The sequence below is a fragment of the Mucilaginibacter lappiensis genome, assembly GCF_900155965.1.
In the GTDB taxonomy this organism is placed as follows: domain Bacteria; phylum Bacteroidota; class Bacteroidia; order Sphingobacteriales; family Sphingobacteriaceae; genus Mucilaginibacter; species Mucilaginibacter lappiensis.
Genome location: NZ_FTMG01000009.1, coordinates 150,211 through 170,361, shown reverse-complemented (window position 1 = coordinate 170,361; position 20,151 = coordinate 150,211). Strand labels below are relative to the sequence as shown.

18 protein-coding genes are annotated in these 20,151 nt (G+C 41.4%); 6 read left to right on the top strand and 12 right to left on the bottom strand.

Translation table 11 applies throughout. From position 1 onward, the window contains the following. Positions 1-38: 38 nt before the first annotated feature. The 6 genes from BW976_RS17640 to BW976_RS17615 all read right to left on the bottom strand — a co-directional run bounded on the left by BW976_RS17640 (position 39) and on the right by BW976_RS17615 (position 4,498). The gene (locus BW976_RS17640; protein ID WP_076374836.1) at positions 39-596 is read right to left on the bottom strand and encodes an outer membrane beta-barrel protein; all 558 of its coding nucleotides are present in this window, start codon (positions 594-596) and stop codon (positions 39-41) included. A gap of 189 nt (positions 597-785) precedes the next feature. Further along, positions 786-1,292, bottom strand: coding sequence for an outer membrane beta-barrel protein (locus BW976_RS17635; RefSeq protein ID WP_076374834.1), 507 nt, complete (start codon positions 1,290-1,292; stop codon positions 786-788). A gap of 186 nt (positions 1,293-1,478) precedes the next feature. Then, positions 1,479-2,015, bottom strand: a complete 537-nt coding sequence (locus BW976_RS17630; protein ID WP_076374832.1) for a hypothetical protein — start codon at positions 2,013-2,015, stop codon at positions 1,479-1,481. A gap of 167 nt (positions 2,016-2,182) precedes the next feature. Beyond that, positions 2,183-2,704, bottom strand: coding sequence for an outer membrane beta-barrel protein (locus BW976_RS17625; protein WP_076374830.1), 522 nt, complete (start codon positions 2,702-2,704; stop codon positions 2,183-2,185). A gap of 340 nt (positions 2,705-3,044) precedes the next feature. Then, positions 3,045-3,755 (bottom strand): ATP-binding cassette domain-containing protein, encoded by a 711-nt coding sequence (locus BW976_RS17620; RefSeq protein ID WP_076374828.1) that lies wholly within the window; start codon positions 3,753-3,755, stop codon positions 3,045-3,047. A gap of 77 nt (positions 3,756-3,832) precedes the next feature. Next, positions 3,833-4,498 (bottom strand): ferredoxin reductase domain-containing protein, encoded by a 666-nt coding sequence (locus tag BW976_RS17615; protein WP_076374826.1) that lies wholly within the window; start codon positions 4,496-4,498, stop codon positions 3,833-3,835. A 148-nt stretch (positions 4,499-4,646) separates the two neighbouring features. Here BW976_RS17615 and BW976_RS17610 point away from each other — a divergent pair, with 148 nt between their 5' ends. Both BW976_RS17610 and BW976_RS17605 read left to right on the top strand, forming a co-directional pair. After that, positions 4,647-6,338 (top strand): glycine--tRNA ligase, encoded by a 1,692-nt coding sequence (locus BW976_RS17610; protein ID WP_076374824.1) that lies wholly within the window; start codon positions 4,647-4,649, stop codon positions 6,336-6,338. Between the two features lie 383 nt (positions 6,339-6,721). Then, complete coding sequence (locus tag BW976_RS17605) at positions 6,722-7,303, top strand: hypothetical protein (RefSeq protein ID WP_076374822.1); 582 nt, start codon at positions 6,722-6,724, stop codon at positions 7,301-7,303. A 67-nt stretch (positions 7,304-7,370) separates the two neighbouring features. Here BW976_RS17605 and BW976_RS17600 read toward each other — a convergent pair whose 3' ends face one another. The 4 genes from BW976_RS17600 to BW976_RS17585 form a co-directional block, all read right to left on the bottom strand. Next, entirely contained in the window at positions 7,371-8,708 is a 1,338-nt protein-coding gene (locus BW976_RS17600; protein ID WP_084192249.1) for a M16 family metallopeptidase, read from the bottom strand. A gap of 15 nt (positions 8,709-8,723) precedes the next feature. Beyond that, on the bottom strand, positions 8,724-10,103 hold the full coding sequence (locus BW976_RS17595; protein WP_084192248.1) for a M16 family metallopeptidase: 1,380 nt from the start codon (positions 10,101-10,103) through the stop codon (positions 8,724-8,726). Positions 10,104-10,255: 152 nt separating this feature from the next. After that, complete coding sequence (locus BW976_RS17590; protein WP_139332332.1) at positions 10,256-10,951, bottom strand: hypothetical protein; 696 nt, start codon at positions 10,949-10,951, stop codon at positions 10,256-10,258. 147 nt (positions 10,952-11,098) lie between these two features. After that, positions 11,099-12,943, bottom strand: coding sequence for a UbiD family decarboxylase (locus tag BW976_RS17585; protein ID WP_076374816.1), 1,845 nt, complete (start codon positions 12,941-12,943; stop codon positions 11,099-11,101). A 206-nt stretch (positions 12,944-13,149) separates the two neighbouring features. On the opposite strand from BW976_RS17585, the gene BW976_RS17580 reads away from it, so the two are divergent. The 3 genes from BW976_RS17580 (at position 13,150) to BW976_RS17570 (ending at position 14,724) form a co-directional block, all read left to right on the top strand. Continuing rightward, positions 13,150-13,986, top strand: a complete 837-nt coding sequence (locus BW976_RS17580) for a sulfite exporter TauE/SafE family protein (protein ID WP_076374814.1) — start codon at positions 13,150-13,152, stop codon at positions 13,984-13,986. Between the two features lie 78 nt (positions 13,987-14,064). Further along, positions 14,065-14,448 carry a DUF1634 domain-containing protein gene (locus BW976_RS17575; protein ID WP_076374812.1) on the top strand — a complete coding sequence of 128 codons (384 nt, stop codon included), beginning with the start codon at positions 14,065-14,067 and terminating at the stop codon, positions 14,446-14,448. Between the two features lie 60 nt (positions 14,449-14,508). Continuing rightward, complete coding sequence (locus BW976_RS17570; protein ID WP_076374810.1) at positions 14,509-14,724, top strand: KTSC domain-containing protein; 216 nt, start codon at positions 14,509-14,511, stop codon at positions 14,722-14,724. A gap of 3 nt (positions 14,725-14,727) precedes the next feature. On the opposite strand, the gene BW976_RS17565 is transcribed toward BW976_RS17570, so the two are convergent. Further along, positions 14,728-17,181: an outer membrane beta-barrel family protein gene (locus tag BW976_RS17565; protein ID WP_084192247.1), complete on the bottom strand. Its 2,454-nt coding sequence runs from the start codon at positions 17,179-17,181 to the stop codon at positions 14,728-14,730. 271 nt (positions 17,182-17,452) lie between these two features. On the opposite strand from BW976_RS17565, the gene BW976_RS17555 reads away from it, so the two are divergent. Then, positions 17,453-18,772, top strand: coding sequence for a serine aminopeptidase domain-containing protein (locus BW976_RS17555; protein WP_084192246.1), 1,320 nt, complete (start codon positions 17,453-17,455; stop codon positions 18,770-18,772). A gap of 591 nt (positions 18,773-19,363) precedes the next feature. Here the strand turns inward: BW976_RS17555 and BW976_RS17550 are convergent. Next, positions 19,364-19,831 carry a DinB family protein gene (locus tag BW976_RS17550; protein ID WP_076374806.1) on the bottom strand — a complete coding sequence of 156 codons (468 nt, stop codon included), beginning with the start codon at positions 19,829-19,831 and terminating at the stop codon, positions 19,364-19,366. Between the last annotated feature and the right edge of the window lie 320 nt (positions 19,832-20,151).

Below are 20,151 nucleotides of genomic sequence, written 5' to 3'. Positions count from 1 at the left end.
CTAGCTGTTTCAGGACTCTTTATTTAATCTTTCGTTTATTAGAAGCGGTATGCTAAACGCAAATTGGCCTGGTTAAGGGCGCCGCTGTTTGACCAGTTTTCAAACCTGGCGCCAACTTCGATACCATTGCCAAAGGTATAACCCACTCCCGGCGACCATGCAAATGATGTTTTGTAATTAGGCCCTTTAACAGCAAATGCAACACCAGCCTGGCCCTCCACAAAAAAGCCATGACTAACATAATACTTGATGCCCACCTTAACCGGTATAAAACTGGCCCCTGCGCTATTATTACCCTCCGCCTTCAGAAAACTTTTTTCAAAACTGGTATATGGCAGGTAGGTATATCCGGCCGATATGGTAAACAGGGTTTTGGTGGCGATAGGCAACTCATATTTGACCGATGCCCCCCAGATAGCTGTAGAATTACCCCGAACATGATTTAAAGTAACTCCACCCTCCAACCCAAAACTGAACTGAGCGTGATCTGCCGGAGAAGACGGTATTATTGATGTTGTACCAGATGCTGATGTTTGAGCAAAGCTGCCCCACACTGTGCCGCATACTGCGGCCAGCGTAAATAGGATTTTTTTCATATTGAATGTGTGTAAAGTTAAATTACCGGCCACGCAGGGTACCACTGCACCGGCCGATTGATAACACAGACGCTTATTTTTGCAGGATATTATTTCACCCCATAGCTTTTAACATTCATTAACATAAGCCTTAATAATAAATAAGGCCCGGCAATATACTCACCGGGCCTTGAATTTGAATGGCTATTTCTATTTAAAGCGGTATGCCAAACGCAAACCCGCCTGGCCAAGCGTACCGTCCTTAGACCAACCTTCGTAACGCAGGCCAATCTCAAAACCTTCCCTGAAGCTATAGCCAATTCCCGGCGAATAGGCAAATGCTGTTCCGCTGGCCCTTCCGGTATAAAAGGCAGCACCTATCTGGCCTTCAGCAAAAAAGTTCCTGTCAAAATAGTATTTAACACCTACTTTTAAGGGAATGGCATTAATTGCGGGGCCACCAAAATCGCTGTATACCCCTTTTGGTTGAAATGAGTTATAGCCACCCGATATGGTAAACCAGGTACTACGCTCAATCGGAAGTTCATATTTAAGCGAAGCGCCTAATACCGAACCAAAAAGATGGTGCGCGTCGCCTGTAGGTAAACCGGCTTCAAAACCGATACTGAATATTCCGTTGTTTCTGCCCCTGGATTGCGCAAAGCTTTGCATTGCAGTAACTCCAATAATGAATAAGGCTAATAAGATTTTTTTCATGTTTTTTAAGACTGTGTGATTTTTAACAATACAGCGCTGTAAACATATTGTTTGCCTTATGTCGAATAGTTATGCCGTTATTCACCGTAATATTTGGCTTAAAAGCCCACATTCCTTTAGTGGTAGTTATATAAAAAAAGCGCCGGAATACTATTCCGGCGCCCTCCATTTATTGTTGCTATTTGCTTAAAAACGGTATGCTAAACGCAAACTAAGCTGACCGATAGTACCATTGTTTGACCACGCTTCATAACGAACGCCTGCTTCAAAGCCGCCTGCAAATGTATATCCAATGCCTGGCGAATAAACGAATGCTGTACCGCTGCCATTACCGGTTGCAAAGGCTGCACCTAACTGGCCTTCACCAAAAAAGTGTCCGTCAAAATAGTATTTGGCGCCAACTTTTACGGGTATTATACCAGAAGAACCGCCGTCACTGTGATATTGAAGACTGAAATTCGGATCATTATAGGAAAGATCGAAACTCTTGATGTGGATACTACTATATCCGGCCGATGCAGTAATAAATAAATTATTGGCTACAGGATACTCATATTTGAGCGAACCGCCAATAATATAATTAGAGTAGTTGTGGAAATCGCCAACAGGTAGTCCACCTTCCAAACCGATGCTGAATTTACCGCTGTCTCCGGATTTAGTTTGAGCGAAAGTTGTGCAAGCCGTGCCGGCAATAAATGCTAAGGCTAATAGGATTTTTTTCATAAAATAATTTTGTAATAAGATTAATGCGGATTTGTTTTTTACCGCTGTCGGTTTATTTGACGTGCACGATCACACAACGTTTAATACGCCAGAAAATATTTATAATAATAAAGCCCGGGGATATTATCCCCCGGGCTTTACCTAAATTTTAATCGTTAATTTTCTGTTTAGAAACGGTAAGCTAAACGTAAACCAAGTTGGCTAACTGAACCATTGTGAGACCAGCCTTCATAACGAAGACCAGCTTCAAAACCGCCGTCAAAGGTATAACCTACACCTGGAGAGTAAGCAAATGCAGTACCACCACCGCTTTCTGTAGAAAACGTAGCACCTACCTGACCTTCAACAAAAAAGCCATTCTCGATATAGTATTTAATACCGACTTTCACCGGAACAAAACCCTCTCCAGATTTATCGATACCTAATGCTTTCAGACCGTCTTTGAATGCGCTTTTATATAAAAAACGAGTGTATCCTGCTGAAACTGTAAATAATGTACTTGGCGCAATTGGGAGCTCATACTTAATATCTGCACCAATAGCGAAAGAAGATATATCTTTCGTACTGCCAAGTGGAAGTGCCGGATCAACTCCGATACTGAATTTACCGCTGTCGCCAGATTTGGTTTGCGCGAGGGTTGTGAATGCCGTGCCAGCAATAATAGCTAAGGCTAATAGAACTTTTTTCATAATTTATTGATTGATGTTTGTTTGTTAACACAACGTTAATAGGATTTTCCTATAACGCAGTTTTTTCCTGAGAATATAGACGCTGCTATTAAGCAAACGTTACAATCTCCTTTTAATATTTTATTAAATACGTGATTTTAGCATATTAATCTAAAGATAATATGGGATACACACCTTGGGCGGCGGTGCTTTTGTATCGGTTTAATTCGTAAATAAAGTAATAATCAATAGAATAATATAGATACTCACCATGGGCGGCAGGGAGTTCGTATCTATTTTATTTGTTAATAAAGTAACTAGGCGGCACAAAAATAAAAGTTTATTTTAAAAATCAAAATATTTAATTGTCACCGGTAAGTGATATAAATATCTGCTCCAGGGTATGATCATTGTTTTTTTGGCGAAGCCCCAGTAGGGTATCATTGGCCACAATTTTACCTTTATCAATAATAATTACCTGGTTGCATACCGCCTCTACTTCCTGCATAATATGGGTAGATAGGATAATAGTTTTGGTTTTACCCAGTTCCAGTATCAACTGGCGGATACCGATCAGTTGGTTAGGATCGAGCCCGGAGGTTGGCTCGTCCAATATCAGTACATCCGGGTTATGTAGTATGGCTTGAGCCAGTCCTACCCTTTGGCGGTAGCCTTTTGAAAGCTGTCCTATTTTCTTATGCTGCTCGGGCCCCAGGCCTGTTTGCTCAATAATAGCAGCTATGCGTTTTTCGGGTTCTTGTACCTTATGAATACCGGCAATAAAGCCCAATGATTCTTTAACATACATATCCAGGTACAGCGGATTACTCTCGGGCAGGTAACCAATGTGCCTTCGCACCTCCAATGACTGTGACATGACATCAAATCCACAAACCGATGCTGTGCCTGAGGTTTGGGGGATAAAGCAGGTGAGGATTTTCATGGTGGTGGATTTACCCGCACCATTTGGGCCCAAAAAGCCCAGCACACCAGGCTCCGCGCTGAAGCTGATACTATCAACCGCTTTTTGCGTTCCGTAAACTTTTGACAACGATTCAACCCGGATACTCATAGCTCAAATGTAAAAGAGTATTTCGGATTTCGGAATTTCGATTTCGGATTTATTGATTTTTTGTCAATGATGCCGTGTTACTTTTCAAAAATAACAGCATCGGACTTTGCGCCTAATTTTTCTAATAGCCCGGTTATTTCCTGCACCATGGCATCGGGGCCGCAAACGTAAAAGTGCTTGTTAAAGTCCTTTACTTCGGTTTTTAAAAAGTCTTCGTTAATGCGGCGCTGGTCATGTGCGCTGTCCTTCTGATTAGTTATGGTGAATAAGGCGTTTTTGCCTAATATACTTTTCAACTCAGCAGCCAGGATAATATCCTCATCAGTTTTATTAGAAAAGAAAAGCTTGTTATCTCCTATAGCGCCTTGTTGGTTTAGCTGCCTCAATATGGCTATAAATGGCGTAATACCGGCACCACCGGCTATAAAATATCCCGGCCCTTTATATTCAATAGCTCCCCAGGCTTCGCGCAGTATCAGTTCATCGCCTACTTCCAGTTCACCAAGGTGATTGGTAACGCCGGGATGATCATTGTATATTTTAATGGTAAACTCCAGGTAATGCTCATCGGTAAGACAGGTAAACGTAAATGGATTCCGCTGCCCTTCCCATTGTGGTTGATTGATGGATAGTTCTGTTGCCTGCCCTGGTGTAAATGTAAAACCATCAGGCTTTTCTACTATAAATTGTTTAACGTTATGGGTAACGTTATGGATATCTAATATTCTTACAATATGTTCCATGGCTGCGGTAAATTAATTGGTTATAGTATAATGAAATTAGAGGCCCTTTGGTTTTAATTAGGGTAATTTAGCAAATTGATACTTATCATTTTAAGGTTTTCGCCTTTCGCTTTCAGCTTTCTCCCTAAATTGTATCTTTGCAGCTATTATGAGCAAATCAACCGACGAACTTTTTAAAAATGTTATATCGCACGCCAAAGAATATGGCTTTGTTTTCCCTTCAAGTGAGATTTATGATGGCTTGAGTGCTGTTTATGATTACGGGCAGTTTGGCGCCGAATTGAAGAACAACATCAAAACTTATTGGTGGAAAGCCATGGTGCAAATGCATGATAACATTGTAGGTATTGATTCGGCCATATTTATGCACCCTAAAATATGGAAAGCCAGCGGGCACGTTGATGGTTTCAGCGACCCGATGATCGATAATAAAGATTCTAAAAAACGCTACCGTGCCGACCAGTTACTGGAAGACAAGATAGCTTCTTTGATCAAAGAGGCTGTTGACGAGGCTAAAAATAAAACAAATCAAAAATATAATACTCGCATCGAATTAGAAGAACAAATTGATAATGAGAAATCAACTGTCAACCTTTTTAATGAAATAGTTTCAGGTATAGACATAAATGCTGGGGAGCATCGTTACATTAACACCCCTGGTGGAAAAAGCGAGGCGTTTAACTGGTTTACCCATCTAATTTTAGAATCTGATTATTTTAAAAAAGCGATTGAAGCCAATACTAAGCTTAATGAGCACCTTAAAAATGAAGATCTTGTAGGTTTAAAAGACTTAATAATAGCACTAAACATTAAATGTCCTGTTAGTGGAACAGCCAACTGGACCGATGTTCGTCAGTTTAACCTGATGTTCAGTACCCAGATGGGCGCTGTTGCTGATGATGCCGACGTGGTTTATCTGCGCCCGGAAACTGCTCAGGGTATATTTGTAAACTACCTGAATGTACAAAAATCGGGCAGGATGAAGATCCCTTTCGGTATAGCTCAAATTGGCAAAGCTTTCCGTAACGAGGTGATCGCCCGTCAGTTCATTATCCGCATGCGCGAATTTGAGCAAATGGAAATGCAATATTTTGTACGCCCCGGCACTCAAAAAGAATGGTTTAACCAGTGGAAAGAAGCCCGCCTCAAATGGCACCTGGCCTTGGGTACCGACGCGGCTAAATACCGTTATCATGAGCACGTAAAGCTGGCTCACTATGCTGATGCTGCTTATGATATTGAATTTGAATTCCCATTCGGTTTTAAAGAAGTGGAAGGTATACACAGCCGTACCGATTTCGACTTGAGCCAGCATGAAAAATTCTCTGGTAAAAAAATGCAATATTTTGACCCTGAGGTTGATCCGGAAACCGGCAAACCATACGGTAACTATGTGCCTTATGTAATTGAAACCTCTATCGGTTTAGACAGGATGTTCCTGTTAACCATGATCAACGCTTACGAGGAAGAAGATCTGAGCACCGAAGAAAAACAGGATAGCCGCACCGTATTGCACCTGCACCCATGCCTGGCCCCGGTTAAAGCCGCCATTTTCCCGCTCACCAAGAAAGATGGTCTACCCGAGAAAGCCCGCGAGATCATGGATAAACTAAAGATAGACTTCAATATCCAGTACGAAGAAAAAGACGCTATCGGTAAACGCTACCGCCGTCAGGATGCTATTGGTACACCTTTCTGTATCACGGTTGATCACCAGACCCTCGAAGACAATACCGTAACCATACGCCACCGCGATAGCATGCAACAGGAACGCGTTCCTGCCGATCAGCTTGACAAAATTATCGGCGACCTGGTTAGCTGGAGAAATTTATTAAAATAACATACTTTAATTTATCAAAGTAACGAACAAAGCCCGCATATCAGCGAGCTTTGTTCGTTATTAACTACGCTACAATCAGCTTTAAAGTACTAGATCAGTACTGTCTCCCCATGCTACCATCCGGTATATTACTACAACCAGACTCCCTGTTTTATTTAATAACTGTATATAAATTAACATACATCGCGATGTTTATTAATATACATATAATTGTAAATCCACTCAACTATTAAAGGGTTAAACTATCATATAACCGCTTTATTATCAATATATTTCAATCTGGCAGAACTTGTTTTTATCCTTCCATATTTCTAATGGCACAGCAATTGTTAATGAGTTCTTATTAAAATTTACTTAAAGTTAAAAACTTAAAAAACAGCACTATGAAAAAGTTTACATTATTAGCCGTATTGGCATTTATCGGCTTCAGCTTCACAGCAAGCGCACAAATACAGAAAGGAAATGTCTTAATGGGTGGTGACATCGGCAACTTTTCACTGGGTTTAAACGGTGCCAAAAATTTCACTATGGATCTTACGCCTAAAGCAGCCTGGTTTATTAAAGACAATGTTGCCCTTGGTGCCTATGCTAAATTAGATCTTGCTACAGCCAAAGGAGCCGGTACGGATGTTGGTTACGGAGTAGGTGCATTAGGTCGCTACTACACCGGGTCGGATGTTGAGGTATTAAAACACGGTCGTTTTTTTGGTGAAGCTACTGTTGGTCTGGGCGGTTTCAATCCAAGCGGTCCGGGTGGTTCAACCAATGGTTTAGATTTTAGCTTCGGCCCTGGTTTTGCCTATTTTATTACACCAAGCATCGGTTTAGAAACTTTGCTAAAATACAACGGTACCGCTGGTTTTGGTAGCTTAGGTTATCAAAACAAACTGACTTTAGATTTTGGCTTCCAGATCTATTTGCCAGGTCAAAGTACCTTGAACAAGGTTAAAAGAGATGTTAGATAAGACTCAACACCTTCAATAAAAAAAAGCCAGGCGTATTTGCCTGGCTTTTTTATTTGGCTCCGATTGATTAATGACTTACCGGGTTATCGCCTTTATTTAAGGTACCATTGATATATAATACCTGGTTCACCTTTTTAGGATCGCCCTGGTAAACCCAAACAATATTATTGATATACTTACGGAAAGCATCGCTTACTTCTTCCAGTGTCAGCTTTTTAACATCGTCAACCAGCGTTAACGACCGTTTCCAGTTGTTAAACAACACTTCGTTTGATGCCATAGAAAATGCCTGCGCACTGTTGGTTTCGTTTTTATAATAAAACCCGGTAAGATAGGTAACTTTCATATTAGCAACCTCTTCAGCTTTAAAACCTTCTGTTTTTATTTTGTCAACCAGTTTATCAAATACGGCAATGTATTTATCGGGCTGGGTTGTTGATACCGAGAATCTGGCTGTAGATGTTTGTCCAACGCTAAACCAGGCCTGTGGCGCGTATGATAAACCATTGTTGGTACGCACATCTAAAAAATGACGATTTGCAAATATCCTCATCGCTACGTTGAACGCATCAAAATCTGGTGCACCCGGCTGCGGACCGCTGGTAATGCCTTCTACATAATTGGTAGCCAGATCGCGCGATTCGGCATTGAATGAGTTTTTGTATACGCGGAAGAATGATTTTTTAAACTCAAACGGAGTACCTTGTTTTATACCGCCCAGCATCGCTTTTACCTTTGCTTCGATAACCGCCTTGTCCAAATCGGCTACAACCACAATAACCAAACGCGACCGGGTTAATATGGACTGGTAATAAGCTTTGGTTTCCTCGGGAGTTAATTTAGATACGATATCTACCGTACCATTAGGATCTTTTGCATAATCACGGTTAGCAAATGCCGTTTTATTTGCCAGTTGATCAATCGCGTGGTCTGGCTGCGAATCAGCTTGTTTAATATTATTGATCGCATCCTGTTTAATACGTGCAAACTCTTTGGCATCAAAACGTGGTTGTGTTAAAGCTTCAACATACAAAGGCCAAACTATATCAAAATCACTCTTGATACAATTCATCCGCATAGTAGCGTAATTTTTGTTGCTGCTGCCATCAACCGTAGCACTCACTTTATCCAACTGATCTTTAAAAGCATTTTTATCGTGTTTGATGGTTCCGCATTCGGTAAGCGCGGCCATGGCCATAGCTTCAATGCCCATTTTATCAGCCTTGTAGTTTTGTACGCCACCTTTTATAATAGTTTGTATCTCTACAATATCGTTGCCGCTTGGCTGCACAATCACCTTTACGCCATCAACCGTGGTTTCATAAGCTTTATTTTGTGCCTGTACCGTTTTTATATTTCCTATCGCCGCTGCAATCAGCAGGGTGAATACATATTTCTTCATCATGATAAGATTTTAATTTTACTTAGCTACAAAAAATGAAGCTACATTTTGTTGTTTACTTAACTCTGGTGCTATGATAATACCTGCTGCATACGGCTTACCTGTTATATAGGTGCTTACATACTTTTGTATATCGGCACGGCTCACCTTCTGGTAATTGCTGTCCAAATCGGTATAGTAATCAAGTGAGGTGCTGCACCACTGGTAGCTCATCTGGCTTGCCAGTGTAGATGGTTTCTCTTTGCGGTGAACACTGTTTCTCAATAAAATAGCTTTGGCATCATTTAACTGTTCGTCAGTAAAATAATCTGATTTCACGAACTGGCTAACCTGGTTAAGCAATTCATCATAACACTCTTTTAATTTACCGGGATTGGGCACCACAAAAATATCAATAGGGCCCACAAACCGGCTGGTGGTATACCCCAAAGAAGCAGAGCTGGCCAGTCCTTTATCGATGAGTGATTGTTGAAATTTAGATGCGTTTAAACCAACAATTGTCGAAAACACATCGGCAGCAACGGTTGAAGCAGAATCGGTTAAGTAAGCCGGCCCCTGCCATGAAAGCTGCATATAAGGTGTTTGCGCAATAGAAGTTTCTTTAATAAAATACTCGCTTTTGGTTAAAGGCTTGAATGGTGGGATAGGATATTTTTCATGCGGATTAAAGCCACTGCTGGCCCAATCGCCAAATATACTTTCGGCCAGGGCAAACGCGGCTTCATGTTTTACATCACCACAAATGGTTACCAGGCTGTTATTGGGGAAATAATATTTATCCTTAATCACCATCATCTTCTCTGGTGTGGCGGTATTGATCACTTCATGGATCCCGATAGGGTTTTTGCGGGTGATGAGATCGCCCCAAAGCTTTTGCTGGATACCAAACCAAAGCTGGAAACCCGGATCGCTCTCGGCACGCTGAAATTCGCCGTCAACAACAGGGCGTTCCTTTTTCATATCTTCTTCGCGGTATATCGGGAAGCGGATAGCTGCATTCATGAATTTTAAACCCGCTTTAAGGCTATCGCGGTCAAACGTAAAGAAGTAATTAACCCGTTCCACATCTGTAGTACCATTCCAGATGGCGCCAAGTTCCTGTGTACGTTTTAAAAATGCCTCCTGATTTGGATAATCCTTATTGGCCTTAAAAAACATGTGCTCAAAAAGGTGCGATAATCCGCTAAATTCGGGACCCTCGGTATAGGCCCCGTTTTTTACAGCAATTTCAATGGTGGCCAGCGGTACCTTACTGTTTTCAATAACTACTACTTCCAGGCCGTTTGGAAGCTTTTTCCAGAAATAACCTTCCGGCAATCGGGGTTGGGCTATAGCGCAGCAAACGCTAAAAACCCCAGCAACACTTAGTGCTAAAATTTTGGTAAAGTTTCGGGTCATATACTATAATATTTTATACTCTATAAATATATTAGTATATTCTATAAAAAGTAAAGATTATTACTATTTAACCCGGCTTTTTAACTAAGCTATTAGTTTTGAGTGATTTTCGCATACTAATCCAACAATTTGCTAATTTTAAGACAGGAATATTAAATACCTGATTTAATGCTATTGTACGGCAAACCCAAATCGTCAATGGAATATTGGGTAAGTATACTATCTTTTAACGTACAATAATCGCCCCGGTGGGTCACAATAAGCTTTTCGATCCCATCCTTATTATCGCGCATGGGTACGGTTGCCGATACCACTTTGCCGGCATGATCGAATTCAATAATGTATACTTCTTTCTTGGGATCATTAACCTCTGTAAAAGGCACTATCAACGTATGATTACTATCATCGATAAACTTTCCCAGGATATTTTTACCTTGTATCTCCTTAGGGGCAAGCTCCAATAAATGTTTGGCATCCTGTGCCGATAAGCCTTTGATATTTAAACGCACCACATTACCATCAACATCTTTCAGGGTATCCTGCATAGTGGTTACAGAAGCATTGGGGTATTTGGCGATAGCGTAAAAGTTATCGGGCCCTGTATTTTTATCATTATGCCCTGGCAACATATAGCAAAGCTGTAAATTGCTCAATGCCGAACTATCTCCTTTAATTTTAGCAGCAATACCCAGCAGATCAGTCTGGCTTAAACGTGTACCTATATTAACAATAAGCTTACTGGCCGTATCGCTTTTAACCACTCTTGATACGATATAATGCGGTACATCTCTTTTTTTACAGCCGAAAGCGACTATGATAATTATTAAACAAAGCAGGGCATTTTTCATAAGGGGCAAAGTTAACCGTTGATTTTTGTGATTACGTTGATTTCGCTGATTTTTTTCTGAACCATGATTTTTAGGATTAAAGGATTTCATGATTTCTTTTGTCTCTTATCCTTTATCCCCAAGTCTTTGCTTCTTGTTCCAAAAATCCTAAATTATTCCATGTAATGCTCCGCCTTTTTCGCCCATTTTATCAACCAGTTTTTCAATTTCGGGGTCTTTTTCAAGTACCGGGGCATGATGTGGTTTGATGCGGGCATCAATAATGAGCGGACCTGTGCAGCCCCAATGCTTATGCTCGGTAAAGCTACCTACGCCATAAATATCATGTGAAGGGTTACTGCGGGTAAAGGTTACCCAGACAAAATTATTTACGTTTTGGGACGCAAAAGCGGCATCATCACAAAGCACAATTAGCGGCAGACCCTCCAATTCTTCTTCCTCCTCTTTTAACCTGTATTCGATGATGCTTACTATGTTATCAATATCCTTATGATTTACATGTTTGGGTACCTCTACCATCAGCACACCGGGCATGGCCATTTTGTAATTGTTGACAGGCCTTGGCAGGTCGAACCATGAGGGCAGTTCTGTCCAGAGTTCGCGTTTGATATCCCCAGCCACGGTAATGGCAACTTTACTGCCCGAATTTAATCCGCTGCCGCTATAGTCGAGCGTGTCGATAGTGGTGCGAGTATAAAAATGTAAATCACGCGTTAAGTCGATCCTTTGCAGGATATGATTTAAAAACGCACCGATATTATTTACATCCAATGCCGGATCATCTTCCTTTGCTGCAATTAGCAAGTATTTAGCTAAGCTCAGCTGGCTTTTACCCAGTATATGATTGGCAATGGTTAATATTTCCTGGGGTTTACGTTCTTTAATATAAGGCGTATAACGTTCGCTGCCAATGGCAAACAGCAGCGGATGTACACCAGCAGCATCAACAGCATTCACCGCGTGCAAACCGGGTATTTCTTTCGGGATAGCCGCGCCGCTTATTTCATGGATCAATGCCCCAAAACTGGTGTCTTCCTGCGGAGGGCGCCCCACCACCGTAAACGACCATATAGCATCCTTACGGTGATATACGTTATGCACTTTAAGCAATGGGAATGGATGTACCAGGCTATAATAACCCAGGTGATCACCAAAAGGCCCTTCTGGTTTGTTGTCATGAGGCATTACTGTCCCGGTAATCACAAAATCAGCATCAGAGGAGATACAGAAACCTTCATCGTCATAAAAATAACGGAACCTGCGATTGCCCAATGCACCGGCAAAGGTCATTTCTGATAAGCCTTCGGGCAGCGGCATTACGGCTGCTACCGGATGCGATGGCGGGCCACCGATAAATATACTTACTTTTAGAGGCTGCCCCTTGGCATTTGCTTTGGTTTGGTGCACGCCTATACCGCGATGGATCTGGTAATGCAAGCCTATTTCCTCATTCAGGATATAATCGTTACCAGCCAGCTGTATGCGGTACATACCCAGGTTGGCATTCATGATTCCTGGTTTATCTGGATCCTCCGTATATACCTGCGGCATGGTGACAAAGGGGCCGCCGTCCATAGGCCAGTTTACGATCTGTGGAATGTCACTTATTTTACATCTACCGAAGTTAACCGGTGCACCAACACGTTTTTTCATGGGCAGGGCCGATAACGCCGTGAGCGCCACGTTGGTATATTGAAAAGGATGTTTAATGGCCTTTAAAGGGTCGTTCTTGAGCTCAACCAGGGTTTTGATCTTATCCAGCGTATCTCTGAATATAAATTTAGAGCGTTCCAGCGTACCAAATAAATTGGATACAGCCGGAAACTTACTACCTTTTACCTTTTCAAACAGTATGGCCGGCCCCTGATTTTCGAATACCCGCAAATGAATAGCTGCCATCCGTAAATACGGATCAACCTCTTCCTTAATACGCACCAGGTGACCATTTTTCTCCAGATCGGCAATACAGGCCTGTAAACTTTTGTAACCCATGCCACGAAAGTAGCAAATTTAGTCATTGGGACATTTGTACTTTAGTCATTTTTACTTTCAGGACATGTATTTAATGGTCAGGACATTAAGTGGTTAGTTATTTTATCTGTAGATATTATAGACATTTTAAATACCTAATCTCTTTCTGATTCAACGACTTAAATGACCATTTTTTGCTACTTTCGCAGTTCAAGTTAAAGCAAATGATGTCGGTAATTGTATTAACGCTTATCCTCTTTATCGGCTCGTACTTTGCGGGTTTATTAGGGTCATTAACCGGTTTAGGTGGTGGTTTTGTTATCATTCCGCTGCTTACCCTGGTACTGCATGTTGATATTCATTATGCTATTGGCGCCTCGCTGGTATCGGTGATCGCCACTTCATCCGGTTCGGCAGCGGCCTATGTGAAAGAAGGTATTACCAACATCAGGCTGGGCATGTTCCTGGAAATTGCCACAACTGCCGGAGCCATGGTTGGAGCCTTGATAGCCGTGTATATCCCTACCAACTTTATCGCTATCCTGTTCGGCATTATCCTGATCATATCGGCTATTATGTCGTTACGTAAAAAAGCGGAGCTGATCAACCAGGAAAAAAACTTACTGGCCGAAAAATTAAAGCTCAACAGCAGCTTCCCAACGGCTAACGGACCTGTAAACTATAGCGTAAAAAACGTAGGCGGTGGCTTTTTCATGATGCTTTTTGCCGGAGTAATATCCGGCTTGCTAGGCATAGGCTCGGGCGCATTAAAAGTATTGGCGATGGATACCATTATGCGTATCCCCTTTAAAGTATCAACCACTACCAGTAACTTTATGATAGGCGTTACCGCCGCTGCAAGTGCCGTTGTTTATTTCCAGCGCGGATACATTGATCCTGGTCTGTCGATGCCTGTGGCTATTGGTGTGCTATTGGGTGCTTTAAGCGGATCAAAAATATTGGTACATACCAACTCATCGGGCTGGTTACGCTGGGTGTTTGCTGTGGTGGTGACCTTTTTGGCAGTACAAATGATATATAACGGATTTATAGGGAAAATATAGTTTAGGTCATTGATGATTGTTATTAAATCATTAATGTAAATGATTTAATGACACCAATGACTTAATGACCAAAAGATAATGAACAAAACCTTTAGAGATACCGACATGCAAGCCGTTATCGGCTGGATATTACGCCTTGGTGTATTGCTGTCTATGAGTATTATTTTTATAGGAGGTATCATATACCTTTACAGGCATGGTCATGTTACTGCCGATTACCATACATTTAAGGGTGTCCCAGATTTCGTGCATAATACCAGGGGCATACTTAATGGCATCATTACTTTCAGGGGCCGGGCTATTATACAGGCAGGTATTATTTTACTTATTGCCACGCCTATTATAAGAGTAATATTTTCGGCCATCGGTTTCATACTTGAAAAAGATTACCTGTATATTGGCATCACTGTGTTGGTTTTACTTATCATTATGGCCAGTATGCTTAGCGGCCATGCCGGTTAAATATTCTAACAATAATTAATTATTTAAAACTTTTTGCTGCCAATATATATTATAATATATATGCAACGGCATGTAGTTGAATCAGCAGCATTAAATAGTTTAGGTTACGATCCCTCAACCAAAATTTTAGAAGTAGAATTCAGGGATAGCGGCGGCGTATGGCAATACTTTGGGTTTCCGGTAACCGCCTACCAAAAGTTTATTAATTCCAACTCGCTGGGCAATTATTTTTCCACTAAAATAAAAGGCAAATATCCTGAACTACGCGTCAGATAACGGTTAGTTCCTATTACCCGTACGTCGTTGTTCATCATCATTACCGGTACTATGCTTACTTGCCGATTTAACGGAGGTTTTACCAAAACGGTACGTAAAGTTGATCATTACCCTGCGGGTTTCTCTCTTGTCGATACCAGTGAAATCAATATTCTGATACCCTACATGATACCGGTACCGGTCGCTGTTAAAAATATCAATAACACTCAACTTTAAATTGCCGCGTTTATTAAAGATCTGTTTGCCTATCCCTGCATTTACGGTATAGCGTTGCTTAAGCTCATTTATGCCATAAAGTGTTGGTGTTTCGTACATGCCCGATAGTTCGGCGGCTATGGTGCTGCTCAAGGTAAAGTTTTGTGTAGTATTAAAAATAATATCCTCCATGCCGCGGCTAAAATTGCCATATATGGCATAAGAGGTATAACGCTGATAGGAAGCATCCAGATTAAAGCTGGCGTTCCACCAGTTGTTAAATTGAACAGGGGCAAAAAATGTAGCTCCGTAAACAAATATTCTCCCAAAATTCCGCCGTATGGTTATATTAACCTTTGATGAATCATTTTGCTCATATACCGGGAAGTCATAAGCATCATTAGTAACATTGTAATACAAAGTGGTTATAAAAGTATTATTATAGGTATGCGATAGTTGTATAGAGTTGGTGTACTCCGGTTTTAAATTAGGGTTGCCCGAGTTATAGTCGTATAGGTCAGTATAGTATAAAAACGGATTAATATCCTGGTAATCGGGGCGGTGAATACCGCGGTTATAGCTCAGGTTTAATACATTTTTCTTATCCACCTCGTAATTGAGCTGTACCTGCGGAAATAGATTAAAATAGTTATTCTTGTTGCTTACCTGGCTGGATTGATCAACTCCTATTGAACTGCCTGTGGTGTTTGTTTTTTCGGCCCGCAGCCCTGCTGTAATATTAAATTGACCAATCTTATTTACATAGTTTAAATAAGCCGCGCTTACAATTTCGGTATATATAAAACGGTTAGTGTAATCAGGATCGGCCCGGTAGGTGTTATTTATCAAAGGGCCAAATACCAGATTATTGTCACTTTGGATGTAATTATATTTCACACCGGCCTCCAGCCTGGAGGTTTTGGAAAGGGGATTTACATAATCAATCTTTGCTGTCCATATGCGGATATCAGATGGAGAAAGGTTTTCCAATTGCAGCGAATCCCGGTACTTTACGCCGGCCGGGGTATAAAAATTATTGGTTATATACTCGTTCGAATGGCGATGATACGTTGAATAATTCACATCAGCCGAGAGGTTTTTGCCGCTTTTATCCAGTGTGCCATTATAATTGATATTGTAATTTAAAAAGCTACTCCCTCTGTCCAATGTTGATTTGGCAATGATCACCGAGTCGAGCCGGTTCTGGTTGGATATATTCAAGTTATTATTCTTCAGAAAATCATCTTCCCGCACAACCCCGGTTACCAGCACACCTATAGTTTGTTTAGATGATATAGCATAATCGGCCCCAAGCTTAAAATTGTGATTATATGTTTTTTGGATATTATTATAATCAACATCGTAATTGCTTAAAACATCCTTATAAATAATATTCCTGTTAGTATTAATGTATCTGTTGGTCTTATTATCGTCAAATGTATAATTACCAAAAATATTGAGCTTAGCCGTGCGGTTGTTGAAGGTGATGCCCGCCCTGCTTTTGTAATATTTGCCATACCCGCCACCCAGGGTAACGGTACCGTTGGTACCCACATTAGTACCCTTTTTTGAAATGATATTGATGATCCCCCCTCCCGAGGCATCATATTTTGCCGATGCGCTGGTAATCATCTCTATCTGGTCAATAGTACTGCTTTGCAAGCTGCGCAACAGGTTCACCAGATCGTCGCCGGTTAAGTTGGTGGGTTTGCCGTCAATAGTGATCAGAGCTGGCTGCCTTCCGCTGATCATCAGGGCTTCGTTGGTACTATTTACATGCACCCCTGGCGATTGCCGGAGTATATCATAAGCCGAGTTTCCTTCGGCGGTTAAGCTATTCTGCACGTTAAGTACTATCTTCCCGGGCTTTACCTCAATATATGGTCTTTTGGCAACCACCTTAACCTCCTGTAGTTGGTTGCTTACACGCTTTAGAACTATATTTCCGGCTACTAGAGTTTGTCCCTCTGAAATTTTATAAGGATTTGAATAAACTTTATTACAACCCATACTGGTGGCTAAAAGAAGATACGCACCGGGGGCGACACTGGTAAATTCAAACTTACCGGCCGCATCTACCAGACCCGACCGTACCACCGATGAGTCGGCAGCTTTTAACAAAACAACGGTCGCAGCCTCGGCCACCTCATTGTTTTCCATCAGAACTTTGCCCTGTATTGCCGAAAGTTTTGTTTGCGCAAAAGAAAAAAAACACATCCCGACTAAAAACGCCGAGAATAAGCCCCCAAATAAAACCTTCATTAATAAGTAGTGTAGAAATTTTCTATATTCTGGATTTGATATTGTACCGCAATATAGTAACAATATATTAAACCTTATAAATCACATATTGATAATTTTACGATACCTAAATAATAAATGTTGCCGGGATTTTAATTTTCATAATTTAGTGTCAACCTGCAAACGTTATCTTTTTTTTTAAATGAACATCTATACCCAATAAGTTAAAAACAACCAATTTTTATTTAATTTCGGCCCAACAGACCACTATACTGTTTTGATTACCATAAACATGAAGAAAGTAAGCTTTTTTATTCTGATCATTTGTTGTTTTACAACCAGCATTATAGCAGCGGCACAGCCGGCACCGGCTAACTATGCAGTTGCCTTAAGCAAGTTTAAACGGCTGTACAATGCCGGTCAGCCAGATAGCATATTTAGTATGTTTAGCTCCGAAATGAAAGCGGCCTTACCTGCCGATCAGTTCAAAGGCACTACGCTCCAGTTAAAAACACAGCTGGGCAACCTTACCGATGCCGATTTCATCAAATATGAAGCGCCATTAGCTTACTATAAAGCCACTTTTCAAAAAGGCACCTTTTTGTTGAACCTATCGGTAAACTCACAAACCCAGTTTACAGGCTTACTTTTAAAACCTTATCAGGCCCCCGTAACTGAAGCCGCTAAGGTTGAACCTGCTTCAACTTTGCCTATCGATCCATCAGTCACCGAATCGCCGGTAACTTTAAAAACTTTTTCGGGATCTATTTCTGGCACATTGGCCATGCCTAAAAACGCTGCCGACAAAATACCCGTTGTGCTTATCATAGCAGGCTCGGGCCCAACAGACCGCGACGGTAATAGTCCTAAGCTGGGCTTAATCAGCAATGCCTATAAAATGATAGCCAACGAATTGGGTAAGAACGGTTTTGCCTCCCTGCGTTATGATAAGCGCCTGGTTGGCCAAAGTGTTAGCTCCACCAAGGAGAACGAACTGCGCTTTGAGGACTATGTTGATGACGCTGTTGGGCTGATCAACATGTTGAATGACGACCAACGCTTTTCCAAGATCATTATCCTGGGCCACAGCGAGGGCTCATTGGTAGGCATGATGGCCGCTAATGGTCAGCCTGTTAAGGCTTTTATATCCGCTGCCGGAGCAGGTGACTCTGCAGATAAGATCATGACCGAGCAGATGAAATCAAAAGGTGCCTTGATATCCGATGGCTTTAATCGCATGCTGGATAGCCTGAAGAAAGGTAAAACCACCGATAATATCGACCCTTCCCTTTACCCGTATGCAAGGCCAAGCATTCAAAAGTACCTGATGTCGTGGTTCAGGTATAATCCTATCCGCGAGATCAAAAAGATAAAAATGCCTATCCTGATTGTTCAGGGTACAACCGACCTGCAGGTAACCGTAGCCGATGCCGAAAAACTAAAGAAAGCTAAATCAGATGCGATACTGGATATCATCCCGGACATGAACCACATCCTGAAAGATGCCCCGGCCGACAAGGAAAAAAATATAGCCACGTACAACGAACCCGAACTCCCTCTGAAACCTGAATTTGTAAAAGCCCTGATCAGCTTTTTAAATAAGCAGAAGTAAAATGTTAAATAAGCTGAAGAGAAAACTTTTTAAACCTTAAATTTTAACACATTTCTGCTCAAAAACGAGGTAAAAACGCTTAAAAATTGATCCAAAACCATCGATTTTAACACTTTTTAACAAATTTCAACATGGTTTTAATGCGTTTTGAAAACTTTAAAAAGAATTAAACTATTGATATTCAAATAACTATATACAAAACAGTCGATTTTTGACCCGTTTTGTTCTTAACCAAACAGCCCGGTTCTCTGATCAAAGAGAACCGGGCTGTTTGGTTTATATAAATATACGAAAATTTCGGCAGAAGAAAAAAGCTTATCTCAATAATATTGAATAGCGAATCCTGAATTTTCAACACCGAAGTTTTTCCTTCCTCATTCAATTTTCAATATTCCAGTTCCCTCCCCACGGGAGGGGCGCGATGATTTGTGGTGTGGCAGGGAGGGGTTTCTATACCATAAAACCTATTGGTCAAACCCCTTCCTCCCCTTCCCCAAGGAAGGAATCGCACATTCCCCGGTCTTCAAAAGTTCATCATTCGATATTCAACATTTCCTATTCGATACTACCCCCTTCAGGGGGTTAGGGGGCTCACCACGCGCCCATCAGCCGCCTGATCACAATAATCTCGGCTACATGGTAAGCCTCATGATCGGCAGCCTGCAAAACCTCCCGCAGGATGGTTTGCCCATCGCCATGCGGTATTTTACTGTACAGATCGCCCTTTTTGATCAGATCCATAAATTCCTCCCGATCAAGCTCTATCTGTTTGACAGATTTGTTCCAGGCTTCATCACTTTTTGGGGCTGTTTCTTTGGGCCAGTAATCGTCGGGCCAGTTCGGCGACTCATGACTGCCGTCTTTACTAAACTCCAACATATCCCATTGGGCAATACGGATATGTTCTACCAATTGCCAAATGCTGTAAGGCAGCTTATCGGGTTTCGCCCCTCTTAAATCGGCAGGCAAGCCTTTCAGCGCACGTTTCAGGTCGGCATGAGCATTACCCCCGTTCAGCAGGTGCAGCAGTTCATCTATCAATATCTGGTGTTCTTCCATTATAATTAGTTTTTTTGAGACATTTGGATTTTTGGACTTCTAGGATTTTGGGACTTTGGGAGCGAGGACTAAGAAAGTAAAGACTTTGGGAACAAAGATATTTGGAACAAAAAGCAAGAGGTGAAAGATTAAAAAAGTCTTCGCACAAAGTCCAAAAGTCTCATAGTCTAAAAGTCCCAATATCTTTGCTCCAAAAGTCTCCAAGTCCAAAAATCCCATAGTCCCAAAAGTCCAATAAAGTAACAAATTAATCTACGGTTTGATTTATATGCCTTAAATGTTTTAAGTTTATCGTGCATTATTAAAAATCTCATTATCCC

Coding starts and splice junctions, on each gene's coding strand:
- BW976_RS17600 (WP_084192249.1), bottom strand. CDS start 8,708: ATGATGAAGAAATATGTATTCACCCTGCTGATTGCAGCGGCGATAGGA.
- BW976_RS17605 (WP_076374822.1), top strand. CDS start 6,722: ATGAAAAAGTTTACATTATTAGCCGTATTGGCATTTATCGGCTTCAGC.
- BW976_RS17580 (WP_076374814.1), top strand. CDS start 13,150: ATGTCGGTAATTGTATTAACGCTTATCCTCTTTATCGGCTCGTACTTT.
- BW976_RS17625 (WP_076374830.1), bottom strand. CDS start 2,704: ATGAAAAAAGTTCTATTAGCCTTAGCTATTATTGCTGGCACGGCATTC.
- BW976_RS17550 (WP_076374806.1), bottom strand. CDS start 19,831: ATGGAAGAACACCAGATATTGATAGATGAACTGCTGCACCTGCTGAAC.
- BW976_RS17565 (WP_084192247.1), bottom strand. CDS start 17,181: ATGAAGGTTTTATTTGGGGGCTTATTCTCGGCGTTTTTAGTCGGGATG.
- BW976_RS17570 (WP_076374810.1), top strand. CDS start 14,509: ATGCAACGGCATGTAGTTGAATCAGCAGCATTAAATAGTTTAGGTTAC.
- BW976_RS17595 (WP_084192248.1), bottom strand. CDS start 10,103: ATGACCCGAAACTTTACCAAAATTTTAGCACTAAGTGTTGCTGGGGTT.
- BW976_RS17630 (WP_076374832.1), bottom strand. CDS start 2,015: ATGAAAAAAATCCTATTAGCCTTAGCATTTATTGCCGGCACGGCTTGC.
- BW976_RS17555 (WP_084192246.1), top strand. CDS start 17,453: ATGAAGAAAGTAAGCTTTTTTATTCTGATCATTTGTTGTTTTACAACC.
- BW976_RS17575 (WP_076374812.1), top strand. CDS start 14,065: ATGAACAAAACCTTTAGAGATACCGACATGCAAGCCGTTATCGGCTGG.
- BW976_RS17615 (WP_076374826.1), bottom strand. CDS start 4,498: ATGGAACATATTGTAAGAATATTAGATATCCATAACGTTACCCATAAC.
- BW976_RS17635 (WP_076374834.1), bottom strand. CDS start 1,292: ATGAAAAAAATCTTATTAGCCTTATTCATTATTGGAGTTACTGCAATG.
- BW976_RS17585 (WP_076374816.1), bottom strand. CDS start 12,943: ATGGGTTACAAAAGTTTACAGGCCTGTATTGCCGATCTGGAGAAAAAT.
- BW976_RS17610 (WP_076374824.1), top strand. CDS start 4,647: ATGAGCAAATCAACCGACGAACTTTTTAAAAATGTTATATCGCACGCC.
- BW976_RS17620 (WP_076374828.1), bottom strand. CDS start 3,755: ATGAGTATCCGGGTTGAATCGTTGTCAAAAGTTTACGGAACGCAAAAA.
- BW976_RS17590 (WP_139332332.1), bottom strand. CDS start 10,951: ATGAAAAATGCCCTGCTTTGTTTAATAATTATCATAGTCGCTTTCGGC.
- BW976_RS17640 (WP_076374836.1), bottom strand. CDS start 596: ATGAAAAAAATCCTATTTACGCTGGCCGCAGTATGCGGCACAGTGTGG.